The following is a 21,101-nucleotide window of genomic DNA, read 5'->3' on the forward strand; positions in this document are numbered from 1 at the left end:
ATGTTTGCTGGGACGGTAGTTTAAAGCTATACGCTTGATATTGCTTAAACTTACGTCTTCGGCTAAAACACTACCGGTTGAACCTACGCCAATTTGAAAATTGCCCAAGCGCCCTAATTCTACAATACGCCCTTGCTCTAACTCATCGAGCATATTATGTACAAAAGCGTGTAAAACGGCTAAACAATCGGGTTCACGCACGGTTGACTGATTGGAAATTAAATACGCAAGTCGGTCAAGATCACAGGTACCAGTGCTTACGGCCTGTAGATAATACAGTGGCGCAGCGGTTGGATCTTGAGGGTTCTTACGTGTTCTAACTTTTAGTTTTGCAAGTATGTTTTTGCTCATTGTAAAGGTTTTTTTAATTAAAATACACCTTTTGTGTTCGGGAGAGCGCTTACCGCTGGTAAGCTGTGGTCGCAGCAAAGGTTGAAACTGCTTCCTACTTGGTCTCTCGGTGGTTGTTCTAAAGCTAAGTCATCCTATTTCTTTTTTATTTACTTAGCGCTAAACTAGGGACTTAAGCAAAGAATGCCGGTTTAAATTTTACGAGTTTAAAGCAGAATTCATTGAGTTTCAAACAGAATTTTATGCGTCTACCCGAAAATCTTCCGAGTTTACTCGCAAGTTTCCCTACTAGCTGGTAGTCAGTTAGTTATAAAGCTAATTTTAAGCAGCATTTTAATCGGTTGCAACCGGAATTTTTAACCCTTTTCACTGTTCAGAGCATTGTATTCTCGTGACAATTGCATTAAACCTCCGTCTCCCACAAAATTGAATGAGTATAAAATATTGCTCGCTCACCTATGGTTTAGGGTGATAATTGGGGTTACAAAATGCAAGCTAAAAGCATACCTGCTTCGTAACTCCTTCGGTACTTCTTCGTTCATCCCTCGAAATATAAGGATTTATCGATGTTTTATCGAAGGAGTATCGAACTAGCTTCGAGGGAGCTATGGCGTATCCCTGGGTATTTTAAGCGATTTTTATGGCTTAAATAGGCTTCCCTATCGCCAAGAAATGCTAAGCGAGGCGGTACCAGCAAAGGGATGTTTGATTGATTTTGGTTAAAGTCATCAGGTGTTGAGTCGGTTGCCACTGCTTAAAGCGACCCCTTCGTGAGCATAATGAAAAGACTTGATTGCGCAGGTCAAGGCGAAAGTGAAAGGTCTGGGGCAATGTTTATTTAATTCTATTGCTTATTTTTGTTGCTATCGATTGGTCGTACCCTAAATAAAGCACCAAACCTATCTTGTCAAATTTCAAAGCAAATAAGAAAATTATCTGCTTTCATAGTTCAACCGGCACAGGTTTTTTAATTAGTTGATTAGAATGGCACTTTACTTACTACTTAGCCTACTTTTTCTTTTTCTTCTTTATCAACTTTTCAAATTAAACCTATCACCAAAAATTAAAGGTGCTGTAGGTGAATACCGTGTAGCGAACAAATTGAAGCGCTTAAATAAAAAAGAGTATATCATTTTAAACAATCTTTTTTTCAAAACAGCTACTGCCACTACACAAATTGATCATTTAGTGATTTGTAGGAGTGGAATAGTTGTGATCGAAACAAAGTATTATAAAGGATGGATTCACGGGTATGAAAAGGCGAGGTATTGGACTCAAACTATTTATGAGCACAAAACAAGATTTAAAAATCCGATTCAGCAAAACTGGGTTCACGTTTTTGCTTTAAAAAAAATTCTGAATACCACATATCCTGTTCAGTATTTCCCCATTGTTGTTTTTACAGGAAATGCTACTTTAAAGAATATCAGCAGTGAACTGCCCGTAATTTATGCTAGTCAACTGAAACAAACCATTAAGAAATTAAACGATCAAAAATTATTGTCGTATGAACAAATGCAAGATCTTGCCTCTAGCCTGCAATCTCAACATATTTCAGACACCAAAATAACGAAACAACACTCCGCTCAAATCCGAAAAAAAATTCAAATAAATGCGAGGTATGAAAAGCAAAAGGTGTGTCCTAGGTGTAAAATAAAATTAATAAAGAAAAAAGGCCGCTATGGAAAATTTTATGGGTGTGTCAATTTTCCTGAATGTACCTATACCTTAAGTCGTAATGCTTAATCTGATCGTCCACTTTAAATAGTACCATGCAGCCAAAGCGTCTATTTAAATAAAAACACTTTATATTATTGGTACAAATTCAGCTCGCTTAAGTATAAAAAAAACTTTTCAGTTCAATAGCTTAAAACAACGCATTACTTTTTAATTATGCCGATAAAAACTTACATTCGTCGCCGAACAAAATATAGCCGACTACAAAAGAATTGAAAATAAACTATTGACGTACAATTAGCTGATAATTTGCAGCACAAAGCACTCAGGTCACTTAAAAAACAGCTCATGAAATTAAAACAAGGCCGAAAAATTCTCCGTTACCGCGAGCGCCTGGACCAACCTTTAGGTTTTAACCCCTTTGTTTTTAGTCGGTCTTTTTTATTATGGGCTTTACTGGGGCTGCTGGGTGGTGTGATTGCCGGATTGTATTGGATTGTATTGGAATTTTTAACCCATCAAATCGCTTTTTTTCAGGGTTGGTTGGTCATTCCGGTGATGGCCCTTGGCGGATTGTTAGCCGGATTGATTATTCATTTTATCGGCGATCCGGGTGAAATCCACTTGATGGTGAATAACATCCGTTTCAACAAGGGTAAACTGGACCCCAAGAACAATCCGTCGATGATTTTATCTTCGCTACTTTGCGTAGCTTCTGGCGGAAGTTTGGGACCCGAGGCTCCATTAGTGCAAATCACCGGCTCTACCGGAACCTGGTTGGGTAAGCTGTTTCGGCTTAAAGGAGAAGATTTACGCTCGCTTAGTATTGCCGGTATGGCATCGGGCTTTACCGCACTTTTTGGCGCTCCACTAGGCGGCAGTCTTTTTTCTTTAGAAATTTTACACTATAAGTATGCGGTAGAATATTACCGCGCCATTATCCCCGCTTTTGTGGCCAGCTGTTTTAGTTATTTAGTTTTTGCGCTCATCATACACCTGGGATTGGGTCCGGTTTGGGATTTATCGGCTTATGCGTATTCTGGGATATTTGAATTTGCCTATGCGGTTTTGTTTGCAGGCATTGGCGCAATATTAGGTTGGGCTTTTATCGGATGTACCAAAATTTTTAAAGTTGCCTTCGAAAGAAAACCTCTACCCATTTACCTTAAAACACTAATTGGAGGCTTGCTACTTGGTAGTATTGCCTATTATTTTCCGATTACCCGCTACTTTGGTCACCACGAAATCAATACGCTTTTGAGCAGCCCTTATTCCCTAGCCTTTTTAGGCGGAATTCTAGTTTTTAAAATCATAGCGATTTCCATTACGGTTACTTCGGGTTGGCGGGGCGGTTTTATCATTCCTCTATTTTTTGTAGGGGCTACGGCTGGTTTGATTTTACATGAACTTTTTCCTAGTATTAATTTAAGCCTAGCTGTGGTAAGTTGTATGGCGGCGATCAATGCTTGCGTGACCCGAACGCCGATGAGTACTACTATTTTACTGGCTACCTTAACGGGATTTGGACACTTTATACCCATTTTATTCGCTAGCCTTACCGGATATTTTCTCGCACCAAAAACCCCTTTTATTGGTTCACAAATGAAAAAACAATAGACCTCTTTCTTGATAATCAAACTGAAATTGCTAAATACTAATTGCTGATACAAAATAAAAGCTTGGCCAATAAGACTTAAAAGCTACGGGATAGGCCTATACCTTATCTTTATTTTCCTAGATTAAGCCATACCTTTACGGATTTTATCTACACCAGTAATTTTATATCAAACTAGTTTTTCTGCTGGCTATAGCCCCAGACGTTTATTGACATCACAATAAAAATTTAAGTGATTTTAAAAAAAATTATGATTTTTAATCACTTTTTCTAAAAAGCGATTATATTTACGCAAATTTTAAGCTTAATTTAACACAAAACTAATCTTTGCCTTTTCTCCATGGTAGTAAAGGCTAATTTCAAACACACCTAAACATGAAAAATTTTATTTTTGGAATGCTATTTTTAGCTTCCTTTGCAAGTTTCGCCCAAGAAGAAGTTAAAGAACCAACTTTTATCGGAGAGGCGTTTATTCTAAAAGATAACAATGAAACCTTAGATTTACAAAAAGAACATGTGCAATTAAAAACCCGTGCTGGTGCTGGCGTTTACTTAGCAGGAATAGGTAAAGTGAAAACTAAAATTGATATTCCTAATTGTTGTTCGGATACCTCTTATCGTCCTAAGAAGGAAATAAAATTGGTGGTACGGGCAGTAGATAATGAAACGGATCCGTTATCGATTATTCAGGTTTTTAAATTCAAAAAGAAAAAGAAAAAGAGATTGGCTGAATTGTCTTCGGTAGGTACTTTTTCTGGTGGTTCTTCGAACAACTTGGATTATCTAAAGTTTAAAGCCGAAAAGTTTGGTAAAAATTCATACCTGCTTTCGATTGAAAATTTTGAACGTGGTGCTGAATATGGGGTAATGGTGAGCAATCCTAACTCATTAGACGAAAAACAAACCATTGTTTCTACTTTTGGGGTAATCTAAGCCAAATTATACATAAGGCCTCGTTTTTACTTTTTGACGGGGCCTCGCTTTTTTTATATAAAAACAAAGCGAAAAGTACTTCCCAACGCTTTTTTTCCAAGCATACTTATTCTTTTATCCCGTGTTTATTGCACAAAAGCTACTATAGATTACTCTAAACACCTCCCACCTGCATCAATTTTGTTTTAACCAGTGCCGTAAATGATTTTGCTAAAGCCATCCGCTTTAAGCGAAAAATAAAATCTAGTTAAATTCAACCTTCTTTTAACTTAAGCGGAAAAACTTGATAAAAATTTTATAACTTATCGCCTAAAACTTTTTAGCTTATTATGTTGAGTACCGAACAGAAAAAACTAATATATGCCATAGCGCAAGAATTGGATTGCGGAATGGATTGTTATTATAATGTAGCAACCAAAGAACTCATAAGCGTACCGGGCGAAGGCTATGAAATGAGTATGGATTTTGAAATGGAGGAATTTTTTGAGGAAGACCTCGAAAGAGTCAAAGAACAGGAGGAGGACTTTATTTTTATTGAAGCCCCAGATTCACGAACTTCTTTTGCTATTATGGAGTCTTTTGTAGACCAAATTGATGATTCGCGCTTTAGCACTCAATTGCAAACACTCTTGCAAAATAAATATCCGTTTCGGAATTTTAAAGCTAAAGTAGAAGGCTCTGCTTATCGACAAGCTTGGTTTGACTTTAAACAAAAGGCGCTAGAAAGGCATGTAGCTGAAATTTTGGACTTTAACTAATCCCTATTTTATCCTTGTTTGGTATTGGTATTGCCGTGATTTTTTGTCACTGAGTTACCTTATATGCTGCTTTTTTTTATTTTTGGCGCCTCGAGTCCGCTTATTTTTTGTCATGAATCAACCAGCCCATCACGCCTTTTACCGCAAAAGCGAATCTCAACAAAAACGATTTTTAGTGCGTTTAGCTCTGCTTTTCGTCGGGTTTATATTGCTAACCGTCGCGCTTGGTTATGCTACTGGCTGGTATTTGATACCGGTGCTGAGTATCACCTTAGGCTTATCGATTATCGCCCCGTTTTTCGATATTCCAGCACTGCAGAAAAAGGGTGATTTGGTATACTATTCTCCGCTTTTCCTAGCCGAAAAACCCAAAAATCAGTGCCTTAAAATTCACGCAGGCAGTTTATTTGACTACTATTTTGTACTCGACCGCAATAGCACGCCCCAACAACGAAAGGCTTTTATCATGCAGCAGTTTTTAAGTGGTTTATTGAATTTTATCGAAGCGCATCAAACACATAAGCATCTAAAAGTACGCGGCACCAGCTATATTATAAATGCACGCACAGCAGAAAAAATCGGCTTTAAGCCACAAAAAACAGACGGACTTCAATTGCTCATTTTGGGCTACAACTACTTTAACCTTGTAATAGCCAATTCACTTGCCAAGGGAAAATTTTCTTTTCCTAAACTGAACAGAACCATTAGCTTTGAAGCGGATATCTCAGCGCTTATCGAACATAAAGCCAGTATTCAAAACCTACACGATCGTTTACTGCGCAGCCAAAAAGCTTAATCTTGTGTTGCTATAGGCTTTAGGATTTGTGGTGTATTGGTATCGATTTGTCTTTTATAAAGGTCGCTACTCACCGCATGAGCTTTAAAATCCTGCTGTATAAATCCGTTGTTGATGAGCTCTTGAATATCGGCATCGCTAAGATTGGGATCGAGCCAATCTCCCTGCTTACTCGGATCTAAAACCAAAGGCATACGTTTTTTGGTGTTGTGAATTTCGGCGAAAAAAGGATTGGCTGCCGTGGTTAAAATACTTACGGTATAGGCTCCCGAAGCCATTTGCGTATAGATGCCTGCAAAGCAAAACAAGGCTTGCTGCGGTAAATAACAATAATAAGGTTGTACCCCACCCGCCTGATGATGGGGTTCAAAAAAACCGTCGGCCAAAACCAAACAGCGGCGTTGACGAGCAGCCGATTGATACATACGCGAACGCAAAACACTTTCGCTTTTGGCATTTAGGGTATTGTATTTTTTTCGAAAAGCCTTTACATCGGCTTCACCAAAGGGAGCCACTAGGCCCCATTGCATAGCATAAACCAAATGTGCCTCTTCTTGGGGTATCACAAATAAATTGGGATTGGTAAATCCCGAACGATGATAGTAAGGAGTAAACAAATCGGGATTTTTAAATTCAACCGAATACGTCTTTTGAATTTGTTTTTGCGTTTTATGCAAAGAGGTTTCATAACACATAGGGCTTACTTTTTTGAAGATAGCGGAAGATACATAATTTTATGGGATTATGGAATGGGTAAAACCCTGCTTTGAATCGCTTTTTTGCCGTGGGTTGAGGCTATGTGAGAATAGTCCAAATCACGCCTTGTTAGTTCGAGTTTCGGATTTTTGGGCGATAGAACAAAAATGCGAAGTATCGAGATCCCGAATACTCGGGACTCCCATAAGGTCGCACTAATTCGGTATAAAACCTACCTTGTCATGTCGAGTGCGATTTTATGGCGTGAGCCATAAAAACGTGTATCGAGACACGGTCGAAAAGTAGCGAGTTTATTTTCTTTTTCATAACCTACATCATAACAATTCATCAATCTTGCTATGTCCTAATTTTCATTTTCTTTACTTGTATAAAGAAAACGAAACAAAAGAAAGTACACTTTTTCTGAGGTATTTTTCAGGCAAGCTGAAAACCACTTGTATTTCGCTAAATTGGCTCCAAGGCTTCACCAATTCTTCACGCAAAACACAAGTTATACTGAAGAAAAAGATTGCAAAGCGCTGCTTTGAAACGCTTTTTTACGTGGGCTGCTGGATATTGTTATTTCTATATTCACGTGAATAAAAAAGCACTGCCAATTTTATGGCTATTTTCGATAGGCCGATTTTAAAAAGTAGTTATAATTATCACTTATTAGAAAAATAACCTGCCTTGTCAGTTCGAGTTTCGAATTTTTGGGCGATAGAACAAAAATGCGAAGTATCGAGATCCCGAATACTCGAGACTCCCAAAAGGTCGCACTAAATACGTAGTAGTATAAACCACGCCTTGTCACACCGAGTGAGGGTTTTTGACGGTAGACAAAAACTCTTGTATCGAGGTGCAGTCGAAAAGTAGCGAGTTTATTTATATTTTCAAAAGTTACTCTTTTACAATTCATTAATCTTACTATGTCCTAATTTTCATTTTCTTTACGGTGTATTCCTCTCGCTGCGCTCGTCGGATACAGGAGAAAACGAAACAAAAGAAAGTACACTTTTTCTAAGGTATTTTTCAGACAAGCTGAAAACCACTTGTATTTTGCTAAATTGGCTCCAAGGCTTTCCCGAATGCTCGGGACTCCCAAAAGGTCGCGACAAGTAGATAGAAGTATAATATCTAATTTTATATACTCAAGCCTATTACACTAAAACATTTAAACGCAAATCACAAGTTATACTGAAGAAAAAGATTGCAAAGCCCTGCTTTGAAACGCTTTTTGAATTGCGCTGCTGGATACTGTTAATTCTAAATCCACGCGAATAAAAAAAGCACTGCCAATTTTACGCGTTATTTTCGATAGGCCGGGTTTGAAAAGTATAGCTACTCCTTATTTTTGGAACTCAATATTTTTAGAAGTTTTTTAGGGCTTTGCCTATTGTCCCAAAAGGCTGTGATAATAATTTCTGTATCACTAAATTGATAGTAAATACTATAATTACCCAATGATGCCACTCTTGTACTCTTAAAATTTGTGGCTTTGTAGATTAGTGGATTCTCCGCTATCTGATGGGTTCTATCCGAAACTAATTTTAATAGTTTTTTCGAGTAGTTATTTGACTTGTTTCTTTTAACCCAATACGCTAAAATTCCTACGAACTGTATGTCAGCTGTGCGTGTCCAAATTACATTGCGTCGAGCCACTCCAAATTTCTTTTGTTCATCGCTTCTTGTGAAATCAGTTTCCCTTCTTTTATATCCCGTTCACTCATTTCTAGCATTAGTTGCTGTTCTTTGGTTAATTCAATAATTTCAGATTCAGATGCACTCGAAGTGATTATTTTATCAAGAGCGATTAAAAAGTCTTTATTTTTAATCGATAGAATTTTCTCAATTAATCCGTTTCGTATATTATCTACTGAGGCCATTTTTATTTGATTTATTGTATAAATATCCGAATAATTAATCATTTTTCCTAATGTCGTACCCGTTCCAATATAGTATTTTATAACTACAGTTTGGGGTTTACTTAGAGATATTAGTATTTCACTCTTTGCCGAGGTAATACGGAAAATTAGCGTATTTATTTTCAATTAAAAAACAACGCCTTCACCGTCCGATTTTCGGATTTTTGGGCGATAGAACAAAAATGCGAAGTATCGAGATCCCGAATACTCGGGACTCCCAAAAGGTCGCACTAATTCGGTATAAAACCTACCTTGTCATGTCGAGTGCGATTTTATGGCGTGAGCGATAAAAACGTGTATCGAGACACAGTCGAAAAGTAGGGAATATCTTTATAGTTACCATTATTATACGCTACTAATCGAAAGCCACAGATATCTAATAATTAATTCTCTACTTTTTTCCATCGCCGAAAAAAGTAGCAAACCCCGAAGTATCGGGACTACGAAAGTCTAGGCTTACGAAACTAGTGCTAAATTGTAAGTTTGCAAGCTAAATTTTAGGAACTCACCCGATTTCCAATCGGGCTCAAACAGCCTAAAATTTTTAACGCTTACTGCACTGCCAATTTTACGCCCTATTTTCGATAGGCCGGGTTTGAAAAGTAGTAGTAATCATCACTTTTTAGTAAAATAACCTACCTTGTCATGCCGAGTGGGAGTTTTTGACGTTAGGCAAAAACTCTTGTATCGAGGTAAAGTCGAAAAGTAGCGAGTTTATTTTCTTTTTCATAACCTACATCATAACAATTCATCAATCTTGCTATGTCCTAATTTTCATTTTCTTTACGGTGTATTCCTCTCGCTGCGCTCGTCGGATACAGGAGAAAACGAAACAAAAGAAAGTACACTTTTTCTGAGGTATTTTTCAGGCAAGCTGAAAACCACTTGCATTTTGCTAAATTGGCTCCAAGGCTTTCCCGAATGCTCGGGACTCCCAAAAGGTCGCGACAAGTAGATAGAAGTATAATATCTAATTTTATATACTCAAGCCTATTACACTAAAACATTTAAACGCAAATCACAAGTTATACTGAAGAAAAAGATTGCAAAGCCCTGCTTTGAAACGCTTTTTGAATTGCGCTGCTGGTGTATAAAATAACTCTAAAACACGCCTTGTCAGCTCGAGTGCGTTTTTATGGTGAGAACCATAAGAACGTGTATCGAAGTGCAGTCGAAAAGTAGCGAATACTTTTTTAGTTTTAATTGAACCACTTCTCGATACAACCCAGCAAGTCCAACTGCGGTATAAATGCCTGTTGGCTTATTTAAGTTTGCTTGAAGTGAGAGCAGAAAAAACAATATCTCGAAAAGCGGTGGGGTTTCTATTGAATTTCCTATTTTTACTTTTTGATTGAATTTTGTAAATCCAGCTTTCGAAACAGGCATGAGCGACATCATATTAAAAGCCGAAAACATCAGTAAACAATACCGTCTGGGCCTTGTTGGTACCGGAACCTTAAGTCATGACTTGAACCGCTTGTGGCACCAGCTGCGCGGTAAAGACGATCCCTATGCTAAAGTGGGTGCGGTAAACGACCGCTCGGCTAAGGCTAAAGAAGACTATGTCTGGGCACTGCGCGATATCAACTTTGAAGTAAAACGCGGAGAAGTCTTAGGCATCATCGGGAAAAACGGAGCAGGAAAATCGACTTTGCTTAAAATCCTTTCTCGAGTGACGGGGCCAACCACCGGAAGCATTAAAACCAAAGGTCGAATCGCCTCCCTACTCGAGGTTGGTACTGGCTTTCATCCTGAACTTACCGGTAGAGAGAATATATTTTTAAACGGAGCTATTTTGGGAATGACCAAAGCCGAGGTCAAAGCAAAGCTCGATGAAATTGTAAGTTTTTCGGGTTGCGAAATGTATATCGATACTCCAGTAAAACGCTACAGCAGCGGTATGCGCGTACGTTTAGCTTTTGCCGTAGCCGCACATCTAGAACCCGAAATATTGGTGGTAGATGAAGTCTTGGCCGTTGGCGATGCCGAATTTCAAAAAAAAGCCATTGGTAAGATGCAAGACATTTCTCAAGGTCAAGGCCGCACCGTATTGTTTGTGAGTCATAATATGGCTTCGGTAAAAAGCTTGTGTACCCGTGGGATTGTGCTTGAAAATGGTACCAGCGTCTTTGAAGGAAGCGCCGAAGAGAGTGTAGATTTTTATTTATCTAGGGGTAAAGAGCAGAATAAAGAAGCGCTTGCCAAAAGAACAGATCGACAAGGAAACGGTAAAATGAAACTCATTGAATTGGCTTTTTATAATAAAAATGATGCAGAGGTAAATCAAGTAATATCAGGAGAATATTTAAAAATTAAAATGCGTTTTGAAAAAAACAGCGATGCCATCGATTACAGTCGATTGTTTTTAGGTTTGGTATTTTTTGATGATCAAGAACAAAAGGTTTTGAGCTATTTGAGTGATGAAATGGGCGTTAGCTTAAAATCTTTAGAAACAAAAGATGAAATTACATTAGAAATTCCTCATCTCTATTTAAGAGCTGGAGTCTATGATATCTTAACCCAATTAGGAATTGGTACAGCGCAAGCTGAATTTATTGATGTTATTGATAGCGCCAACAGTATACAAATTCTGCCTGGCAAATTATGGCCTGAAGGAAAGTTAAACCGTCCTGGCAATTTTGCGGTTTTACCGGGCAGATTGGATATAGTATAATTATCTATAAAAATACGGTAATATCTAATATGATAAAACTAGCTATTTTAGGAGCCAGTTATTTGCAAAAACCTCTTGTATTAAAGGCTAAAGAAATGGGTTTAGAAACCCATGTATTTGCCTGGAAAGAAGGTAATGTAGTGCTAGATATTGCAGATTATTTTTATCCGATAAGTATCTTAGAAAAAGAAAAAATATTAAAAAAATGTCAGCAAATTGATATTCAAGGTATTCTATCAATTGCTTCAGACATTGCCATGCCAACAGTTAATTATATTGCTGAAAAGCTTAATCTTGTTGGGAATTCAACCGAATCAACACTTAACTCTACCGACAAATTTGAAATGCGGAAAACTTTAGCCGCTAACGGAATACCTTGTCCGGAATTTAAGCTTTATCAAACCGCTAATTTTGATAAAAAAGAAAAACTTGAATATCCGCTTATTGTCAAACCAACAGATAGATCTGGTTCAAGAGGAGTTAGCAAAGTGGTTAATTCGTGCCAAGTGAATGCCGCTATAAAAAAAGCACTCGAAAATTCGATTAATAAAAGGGTGATTGTAGAAGAATATATTAACCATAGCAGAGAGTTCTCTGTTGAAACTATATCCTACAAAGGCAATCACTATCCTTTGGCAATAACCGATAAAATAACAACCGGACCTCCTCATTTTGTAGAAATTGAACACCATCAACCAGCCCAAATAAATTCATTTGAAAAAAAAGCTATTTATAATTTAGCGCAAAATTGTCTTCAGGCTTTAGGAATAGAAAATGGCGCCTCTCATATTGAACTCGTTTTAGATAAAAATGATAATTTTAAGATAATAGAAATAGGAGGTCGGATGGGCGGAGATTTTATCGGTTCTCACCTCGTTCACTTATCAACTGGTTTTGATTTTTTAAAAGCGGTAATTGAAGTATCTTTAGACAGTTTTAATATAAATAACTACAAAAATAGTTTCAGTGGCTATGCGGGTGTGTATTTTAAATTTACTCCAGGAGGGATTGTAAAGGATATCTCAATAGACAAAAATTTAAACCCCCATTGTATAGAGGTTTTACCACTAGTAAAAATAGGAGATAAAGTTGATGAAGTATTGGATTCTTCCAACAAAAGAGCTGGCATTTTAATTTACCAACATCCAAAAAAGAGACTTGACTTAGAAATCAATGCTATTTTTAAAATTAAGGTTAAAGATGAAAAGTAATAAGAACAAAATTATCATATTGGGGGCTGGTGATTTAGGTCTTCAAATGGCCCATTTCATAACACATTATTCTAATGACGAGATTGTCGGCTGGTTAGACGATTCCAAAGAAAAAGGCGCAATGTTTTATGACAAACCAATTCTTGGGGGATTTGCCGAATTAGCCAATTTAAACAATTACGATGCTGTCTGTTTAGGTATTGGATACAAACATCTTACTTTTAAAAATAAGCTACTAAAAGAGCTAGAGTCTAAGAAAATCAAACTCTACACTTTTATACATCCAACAGCATACATAGATTGCAGTAGTAAAATTGAAGATGGGGTATTTATTTATCCGAAGGCCAATATTGACCAGCGCGTAATCCTTAGGGCTGGAACCATTATAAATAACTCTGCAGTAGTCAGCCACGATTCCCTAATAGATCGCTGTACATTTATTGCTCCTGGAGTTAATATTGCTGGAAACGTGCTAATAGGTGAATCTTGCTTTTTGGGTATCGGTAGCACCATAATAGAAAATATCAAAATTGCAAAGGGTGTGAACTTAGGCGCTAAGACTTTAATTTGTAGAGATATATTAGAACAAGGAACCTATGTGGGTGGGCCGAAACTAAAAAAAATTAGTAAATGAAAATTCCATTTAATAAACCTTTTCTTACAGGAAAGGAAACAGCTTACATAGAACAAGCAGTAAACCAAGGTCAGCTTTCAGGTAATGGTCCTTTTACCAAAAAGTGTCAGCAATTTTTTGAAACACGATATGGTTTTAAAAAAGCACTATTAACCACCTCTTGTACAGATGCGTTAGAAATGTGTGCTTTGTTGTTAGAAGGAAATCCGGGCGATGAAATCATTGTACCTAGTTACACCTTTGTTTCTTCTGCTTTAGCTTTTGAAAGGCAAGGATTTACCATAAAATTTGCCGATTCACAAAAGCAACATCCAAACGTTTGTGCTTCGAGTATAGCTGCCCAAATAACGGCTAAAACGCGAGCTATAGTGGTTGTGCATTACGCTGGCGTGGCTGTAGAGTTAGATGAAATAAAGCGGCTGGCTACGGAACAAAATTTGGTATTAATTGAAGATGCAGCGCAAGCAATTGATTCATTTTATATATGGAACGGCAAAAAGTATCCTTTGGGTAGTTTAGGAGATTTAGCCACCTTTTCATTTCACGAAACAAAAAATATCATTGCAGGCGAGGGAGGGCTATTAGCCATAAACAACGAGCAGTATATCGAAAAGGCTGAAATTATTTGGGAAAAAGGCACAGATAGAGCGTCTTTCTTTCGAGGCGAAATTGACAAATACGGTTGGGTTGATTTAGGTTCTTCATTCTTACCCTCAGAAGTTATTGCTGCATTTTTATATGCACAGTTAGAAAACCTCGACGAAATTCAAGCAAAACGACTATTGATTTGGCAACGTTATTTCATGGGATTGCAAGAGCTTTCAAAAATTGATAAGAATATTTTACCCAAATTACCTGTTTTCGCCACAAATAATGCGCATATGTTTTATTTGGTTTGTCAGGATGAGCAAAGCCGAACCGATTTGATTCATTTTCTTAAAGCAAACGGCATTCACGCGGTTTTTCATTATCAGAGTTTACATAAAAGCAAATACTATTTAAACAAATATGATGAGAGGCCAGAACTACCTCAATCAGATAAGTACACCGCTAATCTCGTAAGACTACCCTTTTATTACAGTCTTAGTGAAACCGATCAAAATTACATCATAGAAAAGGTACTAGAATTCTTCCAGAAATGATTCCTACTATTTTACATATCAGTCAGGATGAAAAATTTATTGAATCGGCTAAACATCAGTTTAATAAACTTTATGGTAAACAGAACCAATACTATATTCTGGTTAAAAATAAAACCGATTCTTTAAGGTATGTAAAAAAAGATGTACAAACCCATAAAATTGAAGCCGAAAACCTAGTTTCTTTATTAGATAATTTACGTCTAGGTTCAATCTTGATATTTCATAACCTACCAACGGCCACCTATTCGCTAGTAGATAAGGCCCATGAGAACTACACCTTGATTTGGATATTTTTTGGTATGGAGGTATATAATGATCATTATTTTTATTCACAAAACAAACTTTTTGGGACTTACACCAAAAAAATAGCGCCCTTAAAAAATACTCGAACTAAAAAAGTATTTAAAAATAAGCTTCGACCATATTATCGGTTAATTCAACCTAATTTACCTTTAGGACCACAAGAGCACAAAAAGAAAATAATGGAAAAGTTTGATTATATTGGTTTATTATATCGCGAAGATTTTGACAATATAAGACGAATCGTCAAACTTAAGCAACCGGAGCATCTGCATTTTAGCTACTATCCAATAGAGAAAATTGTAAATACAAAAAGCCCAATTTACCAACCAAAAGATATTATTTTAATTGGAAATTCTGGTCATCCTACCTCAAACCACTTTGATGTATTAAAACGAATAGATAGGTTTAAACTTATAAGTAAAAATGTGGTATTACCTATAAGTTATGGAAATGCACCATATATCAAAAATCTAAAAAAATATATTGAGGATAATATAACCACACCCCCCACTTATTTAGAGGAATTTTTACCCTTAAAAGAGTATAATAAATGGCTGGTACGCGTTTCAATTTTTATTCTATATACTAAAAGGCAACAAGGAGTTGGTAATACGATTGCTTTACTTTATCACGGCGCCAAAGTATTCTTGAGTAAGCATAACACTTTTTACCACTATTTAAAACGTTTAGGTGTTTTGGTATTCTGCTATGAAACCCAGTGTAATGCCAAAGAATTATCCGAAGGTCTTACACCAGAGCAAATCCTTCACAACCGTAAAATTTTATACCAAGCGCTTAACGAGCAACATCTGCTGCAATCTTTAGCCCAACAACTTCAGCCACTTTTAGAAGATGCAAAAGCAGATTAAAATCTTAAATATTTACTAACCACAAGTAAAAAAAAACTTAAAATATAGCGCCTAACAGGGATTTTAAGAAATGTTTATCAATGCGCCTATACTAAACCGAGAATCAGGCGTTATATTAGCACGAACAAAAAACACATACTTATGACATTAGTAAGAAATTTAAAATTAGCCGGTATGGCTTTAGCCTTAGGCGGAATTTTAACCGCATGTTCTAGCGACGATGACGGCGCAAAAAACACCAATGAGGGTCAGTTAAAAATAAAATCAACTGCCAGCTATTCGGGCGAAACCGCTCGTAATGCCAATGCGGTTGTGTTAAGCAGCTTTATGGTAAACTTCAAAGAAATCGAATTGGAGTATGCCGAGGAAGACAGCAATGGTGTAGACCTTTATTTTGATAGCGAAGATGAAGTAGAATTACGCGGACCTTTTGAAGTAGATTTGTTAGCGCAAAACAGCGTGAGCTTAGCGACCGTAAATGTTCCTAATGGTGTTTACGAAGAAGTAGAGTTTGAATTTGACAAAAGCGAAGACAGTAACTCTGCCCTTTTCGGAAAAAGTATGCAATTAGAAGGAAGCATCAACGGTACTCCTTTTGTTTTCTGGCATGATTTTGACGAAGAGATCGAAGTAGATTATGAAAATCAAGGTACCAACTTGGTAATTGACGGTAACAGCAGCGAATTGGTAATTAACTTTGATTTAGATGCTGTGGTAGGAATCAACGGTTTGGTTGATTTAAGTATCGCCACCGATTTAGATGGTGATGGTACCATTACTATAAGTCCAGAAGATCAAGACGGCAACCAAGCCTTGGCTGCTGCGCTTAAATCGGCTATCAAAGCACAAATCGAGTTGATGGATGATATGTATGACGATGATGAGGACTAATTTATAGTTCGCTTTCGCGGAATAAAAAACTGCGTTTCCCCAAAGGAAACGCAGTTTTTTTTTATCTAAGCTATACAGCATTATACTTTATGCTTTATCGCTAGTCAAAATGCGGCTTCACTCCTACCCGCTACCAGATTTTTTCTCCTTAAGCCCATTCCCTACCCAATAGACGTTTAGGTGGTACCGAGAAATGGTTTTCAGTGAGAACTAAAAAATTATACGTTACTTTTCGACTGCACCTCGATACAAGGGTTTTCGCCTATCGTCAAAAACCCTCACTCGGTGTGACAAGGCAGGTATTAAACGCCCTGTCACTTCGAGTGGGCCAGCCTAGCCAACAAGCATCTTTAATGCCGTAGTTGGACTTGCTGGGTTGTATCGAGAAGTGATTTAGTTGGAACTATAAAAGTATTCACTACTTTTCAACTTGTTCTCGATACTTCGCATTTTTGTTCTATCGCCCAAAAATCCGAAACTCGAACTGACAAGGCGTGTTATTTTACTAAAAAGGATAATTAGAAATACTATTTTAACCCGGCCTATCGAAAATAGCGCGTAAAATTGACAGTGCAGTAAGCGTTAAAAATTTTAGGCTGTTTGAGACCGATTGGAAATCGGTTGAGTTCCTAAAATTTAGCTTGCAAACTTACAATTTAGCGCTAGTTTCGTAAGCCTAGACTTTTTTGCTACTTTTTTCGGCGATGGAAAAAAGTAGAGGATTAAAAAATGGATTTCTTTGTTTTTCGATTAGCAGTGTATTTTAATGGAAACTATAAAGATATTCACTACTTTTCGACTGCACCTCGATACAAGGGTGTTTGCCTATCGTCAAAAACCCTCACTCGGTGTGACAAGGCAGGTATTAAACGCCCTGTCACTTCGAGTGGGCCAGCTTAGCCAACAGGCATTTTTAATGCCGTAGTTGGACTTGCTGGGTTGTATCGAGAAGTGAATGAAGTGGAATTATAAAAGTATTCACTACTTTTCGACTTGTTCTCGATACTTCGCATTTTTGTTCTATCGCCCAAAAATCCGAAACTCGACATGACAAGGTAGGTATTAAACTACTACCTACTTGGCACGACCTTAAGGGAGTCCCGAGAATTCGGGGCTTCGATACACGGGTGTTTGCCTATCGCCAAAAACCCGCACTCAGTGTAACAAGGTGGGTTTACTAACTGTATCTTCAAATGATTTAGCTTAAAACCAATCGGTTAAACCGTATCGATAAAATTCTTCTCGGTTCGGTTAAAAATTATGAGGCCGATAAAAAATATTAATACCGAGAAAACCAAAGCATATAGCAATCCGCCCCAGCTAAATTCGCCAAAATCAAGACTGATAAAACGGAATCCTTCGATGATTTGTGTAATGGGGTTGTACTCAAATGCCCAGCTTAGCTCTGGTAATTTCTCTTTGGCTTTGGCCAACGGAAAAGGCACGGCCGAAACGTACATCAGTAAAGAGGTAGCAAAGCCTACCAATACCGTTAAATCGCGATACTTGGTGGTAAAGGCCGAAATGGTCATTCCCAAACCGAGCCCCATCAGCGCCATCATCAGGACATAAACTGGGAACAAAAACAAGTAAACATTAGGAGCAATCGATTTTCCCGTGAGTACAAAATACAGGTAAAAACCTATGAAAATACCCAGCTGTATCCCAAACTTTAATAAATTAGAAATGGTAATACTCAAAGGCATAATGGCCCGCGGAAAGTAGACCTTACCAAAAATCGCTGCATTGCCACGAAAAATATTGGAAGTTCCCGTAAGGCAATCTTTAAAATAATTCCACGCCGTAATCCCCGCCAGGTTAAATAAAAATGAGGGGATGGCTCCGGTAGTTACGCCCGCCACATTATTGAAGATCAGGGTTAAAATTACCGAAGTAAAAAGCGGCTGTATGATATACCATAAAGGCCCTAAGATGGTTTGTTTATAAAGCGTTACAATATCGCGTTTTACAAACAAAATCAGCAAATCGCGGTAGCGCCAAATCTCCCGAATATTAAGATCGATGAGTTTTTTACGCGGACTTATTTCATACAACCAGTTTTCTTGTTTCATGCCTTTATAAACTTTTCCCAAGTAATGGCCAAACCTTCATCTACACGCACTTTAGGACTATATCCCATTTGGGTTTTAGCTTTGGTAATATCGGCTAAACTGTCGCGCACATCTCCTTTTCTTGGCGCACCGTATTGAGCTTCCACCTTTTTCCCAGAAGTATCCTTTAAACTCTCCCATAACTTATTTAGGCTAATACGTTCGCCTACCGCTACATTATATACCTCATTGGCCGCCTCATCGGGCGCAAACATGGCTTTGATATTGGCTTGCACCGCATTGGCTACAAAAGTAAAATCTCGGGTTTGTTCTCCATCGCCATTGATGGTGGGCGCTTTTTCTTCTTTTAAGGCTTGCATAAATAGGGGGATCACTGCTGCATAAGCGCCATTCGGACTCTGTTTGGGTCCGAAGACATTAAAATAACGCAATCCTATAAGTTGAGTGCCATAAGTTTTAGCAAACACATCGGCATACAATTCATTTACATATTTGGTTACCGCATAAGGCGATAAGGGTTTCCCGATAGTAGCCTCTACTTTGGGTAAAGCTTTAGAGTCACCATAAGTTGAACTCGAGGCGGCATATACCAATCGCTTTACGGAAGTACTTTCTTTTTGAGCGACCAACATATTAAGAAAACCACTTACATTCACCTCATTTGAAGTCACCGGGTCATCTATTGAACGCGGAACCGAGCCCAAAGCCGCTTGGTGACTCACATAGTCTATACCTTGCATGGCTTTTTGACAGGTAGCTAAATCTCTGATATCACCTTCGATAAATTCAAAGTTAGGCAAGTCTTCAAATTCCTGAATATTGGCATAATAACCATTAGAAAGGTTATCTAAAACCCGAACTTTTTTAGCTCCGTGGGTGAGTAGGTATTCCACTAAATTAGAACCTATAAAACCTGCTCCTCCTGTGACTAAAAATGAATACTCTCCTAAATCTCCTTTATGAAAGGCTTCTGAATACATCATGTGTGCTGCGCGTTTGTCTTTGCTTGCAAATATAGTTTTTTCTGTTTAATGCTCAGAGATGCAATGTCTTTTCTTTGCTCCTTAACTTTGCCAAAACTATTGCTTTGCTGTGGCAATTTAATAATAATACTGCTACTCACCTATGCAGGTATTTTACACTATGCTTTACGGAATAAACCCAACAAAAATCCCCCTTAAAGGGGGAATTGTTGACCAATTAGGCATATTAATTTTTCTTTTTCATTTGTACTTTAACCCGATAAGCATGCGTGAATTTATAAACGCGCATCGATATGATCAAGGGGTAAGCAAGACTTTACGTCAAAAACCACGGTTTCTGGCTTTTTAAGTCGGTTTAAATCCATTGTTAAAAACTCGTTATGACTTACACACAAAACTACCGTATCGTATTTTTTGTCGAGCTTATTGCAATCGCCAATGAGATTAATACCAAAAATACTTTTCACCTCATCGGGGTTGGCCCAAGGGTCGCACACGTCAACATTTAAGTTGTATGTTTTTAATTCTTCAATCACATCAATGGCCTTGGTATTGCGCACATCGGGACAATTTTCTTTAAAAGTAATTCCTAAAACCAAAGCGTTTCCGCCTTTGATCTGGGCTTCTTTTTTTACCATTAGTTTTATCACTTCTTGGGCCACATAGCGTCCCATCCCATCATTCATACGCCTTCCCGCCAAAATAATTTCAGGATTATAACCGGCTTCTTGAGCGCGTTGTGCCAAATAATAAGGGTCTACTCCAATGCAGTGCCCGCCTACTAAACCGGGAGTGAATTTGATAAAATTCCATTTTGTAGCGGCAGCTTCTAAAACCGCATCGGTATCGATATCGAGTAGTCTAAAGATTTTACTCAATTCGTTTACAAAGGCAATATTGATATCGCGTTGTGAATTTTCGATCACCTTTGCCGCTTCGGCCACTTTAATACTTGGCGCCAAGTGCGTGCCAGCGGTGATTACCGAAGCATATAATTGATCGATGCTTTGGGCAATCGCTGGTGTAGAACCCGAGGTCACCTTTAGAATTTGGGTTACCGTATGCTTTTTATCGCCCGGATTGATACGCTCGGGAGAATAGCCGGCATAAAAATCTTTATTGAACTTCAGCCCGGATACTTGCTCTAAAATCGGTACACAAACCTCTTCGGTTACCCCTGGGTAAACAGTAGATTCGTAAATCACCACATCGTCTTTTTTAAGGTATTTGCCTATGGTTTCACTGGCTTTTTCTAGCGGAGTAAGTACCGGGCGGTGGTTTTTATCGGTAGGCGTAGGTACCGTAACAATATACACTTGGGCGTCGTGCAAATCATCGGCTTGCGCACTAAGGCTAAGCCCCTTATCACCCGACAGGTGGAGCACCTCTTGCAGCAACTCATCACTTACTTCTAGGGTGTGGTCGTGACCGCCTTGCAGCTCATTTACACGTTGGGTATTGATATCAAACCCCAGTACCTTATATTTTTGAGCAAAGGCAACCGCTAAGGGTAAACCTACATATCCTAAGCCTATAATGGCAATTTTTGGAGAATTATTCATAGTGCAATA

18 protein-coding genes are annotated in these 21,101 nt (G+C 37.9%); 11 read left to right on the plus strand and 7 right to left on the minus strand.

Features of this window, described 5'->3' with window-relative positions:
- The coding region (locus ACFSQ0_RS11480) for an HU family DNA-binding protein (protein ID WP_379048395.1) at positions 1–351 on the minus strand (351 nt) is incomplete at its 3' end.
- Positions 352–1,335: 984 nt separating this feature from the next.
- Here ACFSQ0_RS11480 and ACFSQ0_RS11485 point away from each other — a divergent pair.
- The 5 genes from ACFSQ0_RS11485 to ACFSQ0_RS11505 all read left to right on the plus strand — a co-directional run bounded on the left by ACFSQ0_RS11485 (position 1,336) and on the right by ACFSQ0_RS11505 (position 6,130).
- Positions 1,336–2,097, plus strand: a complete 762-nt coding sequence (locus tag ACFSQ0_RS11485; RefSeq protein ID WP_379048396.1) for an NERD domain-containing protein — start codon at positions 1,336–1,338, stop codon at positions 2,095–2,097.
- A gap of 279 nt (positions 2,098–2,376) precedes the next feature.
- Positions 2,377–3,645, plus strand: coding sequence for a chloride channel protein (locus tag ACFSQ0_RS11490; protein WP_379048397.1), 1,269 nt, complete (start codon positions 2,377–2,379; stop codon positions 3,643–3,645).
- A 373-nt stretch (positions 3,646–4,018) separates the two neighbouring features.
- The gene (locus ACFSQ0_RS11495) at positions 4,019–4,576 is read left to right on the plus strand and encodes a hypothetical protein (protein WP_379048399.1); all 558 of its coding nucleotides are present in this window, start codon (positions 4,019–4,021) and stop codon (positions 4,574–4,576) included.
- 329 nt (positions 4,577–4,905) lie between these two features.
- Entirely contained in the window at positions 4,906–5,334 is a 429-nt protein-coding gene (locus ACFSQ0_RS11500; RefSeq protein ID WP_379048401.1) for a hypothetical protein, read from the plus strand.
- Positions 5,335–5,446: 112 nt separating this feature from the next.
- A complete protein-coding gene (locus ACFSQ0_RS11505) occupies positions 5,447–6,130 on the plus strand; it encodes a hypothetical protein (RefSeq protein WP_379048403.1) in 684 nt (227 codons plus the stop codon).
- Here the strand turns inward: ACFSQ0_RS11505 and ACFSQ0_RS11510 are convergent.
- The 3 genes from ACFSQ0_RS11510 to ACFSQ0_RS11520 all read right to left on the minus strand — a co-directional run bounded on the left by ACFSQ0_RS11510 (position 6,127) and on the right by ACFSQ0_RS11520 (position 8,712).
- On the minus strand, positions 6,127–6,825 hold the full coding sequence (locus ACFSQ0_RS11510) for an SOS response-associated peptidase (protein ID WP_379048405.1): 699 nt from the start codon (positions 6,823–6,825) through the stop codon (positions 6,127–6,129). The two genes, ACFSQ0_RS11505 and ACFSQ0_RS11510, sit on opposite strands and share 4 nt — an antisense overlap.
- Before the next feature lie 1,342 nt (positions 6,826–8,167).
- On the minus strand, positions 8,168–8,488 hold the full coding sequence (locus tag ACFSQ0_RS11515; protein WP_379048406.1) for a type II toxin-antitoxin system RelE/ParE family toxin: 321 nt from the start codon (positions 8,486–8,488) through the stop codon (positions 8,168–8,170).
- The gene (locus ACFSQ0_RS11520; RefSeq protein ID WP_379048408.1) at positions 8,470–8,712 is read right to left on the minus strand and encodes a hypothetical protein; all 243 of its coding nucleotides are present in this window, start codon (positions 8,710–8,712) and stop codon (positions 8,470–8,472) included. Before ACFSQ0_RS11520 ends, ACFSQ0_RS11515 begins: the two co-directional genes overlap by 19 nt.
- Positions 8,713–10,135: 1,423 nt before the next feature.
- Here ACFSQ0_RS11520 and ACFSQ0_RS11525 point away from each other — a divergent pair.
- From ACFSQ0_RS11525 to ACFSQ0_RS11550, 6 genes are all read left to right on the plus strand, one after another.
- Entirely contained in the window at positions 10,136–11,425 is a 1,290-nt protein-coding gene (locus ACFSQ0_RS11525; RefSeq protein ID WP_379048410.1) for an ABC transporter ATP-binding protein, read from the plus strand.
- Between the two features lie 95 nt (positions 11,426–11,520).
- On the plus strand, positions 11,521–12,636 hold the full coding sequence (locus ACFSQ0_RS11530; RefSeq protein ID WP_379048412.1) for an ATP-grasp domain-containing protein: 1,116 nt from the start codon (positions 11,521–11,523) through the stop codon (positions 12,634–12,636).
- Positions 12,626–13,270, plus strand: a complete 645-nt coding sequence (locus tag ACFSQ0_RS11535) for an acetyltransferase (RefSeq protein WP_379048414.1) — start codon at positions 12,626–12,628, stop codon at positions 13,268–13,270. Before ACFSQ0_RS11530 ends, ACFSQ0_RS11535 begins: the two co-directional genes overlap by 11 nt.
- Positions 13,267–14,412, plus strand: a complete 1,146-nt coding sequence (gene rffA / locus ACFSQ0_RS11540) for a dTDP-4-amino-4,6-dideoxygalactose transaminase (RefSeq protein WP_379048416.1) — start codon at positions 13,267–13,269, stop codon at positions 14,410–14,412. The genes ACFSQ0_RS11535 and rffA overlap by 4 nt, the downstream gene beginning before the upstream one ends.
- Positions 14,409–15,584 carry a TDP-N-acetylfucosamine:lipid II N-acetylfucosaminyltransferase gene (locus ACFSQ0_RS11545; protein ID WP_379048417.1) on the plus strand — a complete coding sequence of 392 codons (1,176 nt, stop codon included), beginning with the start codon at positions 14,409–14,411 and terminating at the stop codon, positions 15,582–15,584. The genes rffA and ACFSQ0_RS11545 overlap by 4 nt, the downstream gene beginning before the upstream one ends.
- Positions 15,585–15,725: 141 nt before the next feature.
- Positions 15,726–16,475 (plus strand): DUF4382 domain-containing protein, encoded by a 750-nt coding sequence (locus tag ACFSQ0_RS11550; protein WP_379048419.1) that lies wholly within the window; start codon positions 15,726–15,728, stop codon positions 16,473–16,475.
- A gap of 1,217 nt (positions 16,476–17,692) precedes the next feature.
- Here the strand turns inward: ACFSQ0_RS11550 and ACFSQ0_RS11555 are convergent.
- The 3 genes from ACFSQ0_RS11555 to ACFSQ0_RS11565 form a co-directional block, all read right to left on the minus strand.
- Complete coding sequence (locus tag ACFSQ0_RS11555) at positions 17,693–18,547, minus strand: ABC transporter permease (protein ID WP_379048421.1); 855 nt, start codon at positions 18,545–18,547, stop codon at positions 17,693–17,695.
- The gene (locus tag ACFSQ0_RS11560) at positions 18,544–19,527 is read right to left on the minus strand and encodes an SDR family oxidoreductase (RefSeq protein ID WP_379048837.1); all 984 of its coding nucleotides are present in this window, start codon (positions 19,525–19,527) and stop codon (positions 18,544–18,546) included. Before ACFSQ0_RS11560 ends, ACFSQ0_RS11555 begins: the two co-directional genes overlap by 4 nt.
- 278 nt (positions 19,528–19,805) lie before the next feature.
- Entirely contained in the window at positions 19,806–21,092 is a 1,287-nt protein-coding gene (locus ACFSQ0_RS11565; RefSeq protein ID WP_379048423.1) for a nucleotide sugar dehydrogenase, read from the minus strand.
- Positions 21,093–21,101: the final 9 nt, after the last annotated feature.

Origin of the sequence: Mesonia sediminis, assembly GCF_042684705.1 — a bacterium.
Lineage (GTDB): Bacteria > Bacteroidota > Bacteroidia > Flavobacteriales > Flavobacteriaceae > Mesonia > Mesonia sediminis.

What these genes read in the sequence shown, in the direction of transcription:
- rffA (WP_379048416.1), top strand. Translation starts at nt 13,267, where the DNA reads ATGAAAATTCCATTTAATAAACCTTTTCTTACAGGAAAGGAAACAGCT.
- ACFSQ0_RS11495 (WP_379048399.1), top strand. Translation starts at nt 4,019, where the DNA reads ATGAAAAATTTTATTTTTGGAATGCTATTTTTAGCTTCCTTTGCAAGT.
- ACFSQ0_RS11500 (WP_379048401.1), top strand. Translation starts at nt 4,906, where the DNA reads ATGTTGAGTACCGAACAGAAAAAACTAATATATGCCATAGCGCAAGAA.
- ACFSQ0_RS11545 (WP_379048417.1), top strand. Translation starts at nt 14,409, where the DNA reads ATGATTCCTACTATTTTACATATCAGTCAGGATGAAAAATTTATTGAA.
- ACFSQ0_RS11510 (WP_379048405.1), bottom strand. Translation starts at nt 6,825, where the DNA reads ATGTGTTATGAAACCTCTTTGCATAAAACGCAAAAACAAATTCAAAAG.
- ACFSQ0_RS11565 (WP_379048423.1), bottom strand. Translation starts at nt 21,092, where the DNA reads ATGAATAATTCTCCAAAAATTGCCATTATAGGCTTAGGATATGTAGGT.
- ACFSQ0_RS11485 (WP_379048396.1), top strand. Translation starts at nt 1,336, where the DNA reads ATGGCACTTTACTTACTACTTAGCCTACTTTTTCTTTTTCTTCTTTAT.
- ACFSQ0_RS11550 (WP_379048419.1), top strand. Translation starts at nt 15,726, where the DNA reads ATGACATTAGTAAGAAATTTAAAATTAGCCGGTATGGCTTTAGCCTTA.
- ACFSQ0_RS11530 (WP_379048412.1), top strand. Translation starts at nt 11,521, where the DNA reads ATGGGTTTAGAAACCCATGTATTTGCCTGGAAAGAAGGTAATGTAGTG.
- ACFSQ0_RS11520 (WP_379048408.1), bottom strand. Translation starts at nt 8,712, where the DNA reads ATGGCCTCAGTAGATAATATACGAAACGGATTAATTGAGAAAATTCTA.
- ACFSQ0_RS11555 (WP_379048421.1), bottom strand. Translation starts at nt 18,547, where the DNA reads ATGAAACAAGAAAACTGGTTGTATGAAATAAGTCCGCGTAAAAAACTC.
- ACFSQ0_RS11535 (WP_379048414.1), top strand. Translation starts at nt 12,626, where the DNA reads ATGAAAAGTAATAAGAACAAAATTATCATATTGGGGGCTGGTGATTTA.
- ACFSQ0_RS11490 (WP_379048397.1), top strand. Translation starts at nt 2,377, where the DNA reads ATGAAATTAAAACAAGGCCGAAAAATTCTCCGTTACCGCGAGCGCCTG.
- ACFSQ0_RS11525 (WP_379048410.1), top strand. Translation starts at nt 10,136, where the DNA reads ATGAGCGACATCATATTAAAAGCCGAAAACATCAGTAAACAATACCGT.
- ACFSQ0_RS11505 (WP_379048403.1), top strand. Translation starts at nt 5,447, where the DNA reads ATGAATCAACCAGCCCATCACGCCTTTTACCGCAAAAGCGAATCTCAA.
- ACFSQ0_RS11560 (WP_379048837.1), bottom strand. Translation starts at nt 19,527, where the DNA reads ATGTATTCAGAAGCCTTTCATAAAGGAGATTTAGGAGAGTATTCATTT.